We start from the raw sequence: 800 nt of genomic DNA on the forward strand, positions 1-800 counted from the left end.
CCCTCCGCCGCCCTCACCACCGACTTCTCCGGCCGGCCGTTCGGTGGGCCCGGCAGAGCCCTCTTCGCGTGCGGGGAACAGATCGACGACCGCCGTTCCCGACGGACCGCTCACGCAACTGCCGCCCTCGCTCCCGGTCTTCGTCGGCAGACAGGGCGAACTCCGTCATCTGGCGGAGATCACGCCCGGCGAGGGGGCCGCCGACCTTGTAGGGCCCCCCGGAGGGGCGCCGACCACCGTGCTGATCAGCGGCATGCCGGGAATCGGCAAGACGGCACTCGCGGTGCACTGGGCGCACACGGTCGCCGAGCGGTTCCCCGACGGCCGACTCCACCTCGGCCTGCGCGGGTTCGACCCGGTGGAGGCCCCTCTGGATCCGGCCACGGCGCTGCGCGCCCTCCTCACCGCACTCGGGGTGCCACCCGGGCGCCTGCCGAGCGGCACGGACTCGCTCACCGGGCTGTACCGGAGTCTGCTGGTCGGCCGCCGGCTACTGGTGGTGCTGGACGACGCGGCCGACACCGAGCAGGTGCGTCCGCTGCTGCCCGCGTCGCCCGGCTCACTGACCCTGGTCACCAGCCGCAACGGGCTTTCCGGCCTCGTCGCCTCGGGCGCTCATCCCCTCCGCCTGGACCTGCCGTCGACGGCGGACGCCCGAACCGCACTGACGGCACACCTCGGCCACGCCGGACCGCCGGCCGAGCCGGAAGCGGTCGACGAGATCGTCAGCCGGTGCGGCCGACTGCCGCTCGCCCTGGCGATCATCGCGGCCCGCGCCACCCACCACCCCTCCCCCTCCC

General features: G+C 74.8%; 1 pseudogene. It reads left to right on the plus strand.

Annotated features, from left to right (window positions below):
- Positions 1–238 precede the first annotated feature (238 nt).
- Positions 239–800 (plus strand): annotated as a pseudogene (locus P1P70_RS45290) (NB-ARC domain-containing protein); the annotation flags it as partial.

It is taken from the genome of Streptomyces sp. MB09-02B, from assembly GCF_033794485.1.
Classification (GTDB): Bacteria; Actinomycetota; Actinomycetes; order Streptomycetales; family Streptomycetaceae; genus Streptomyces.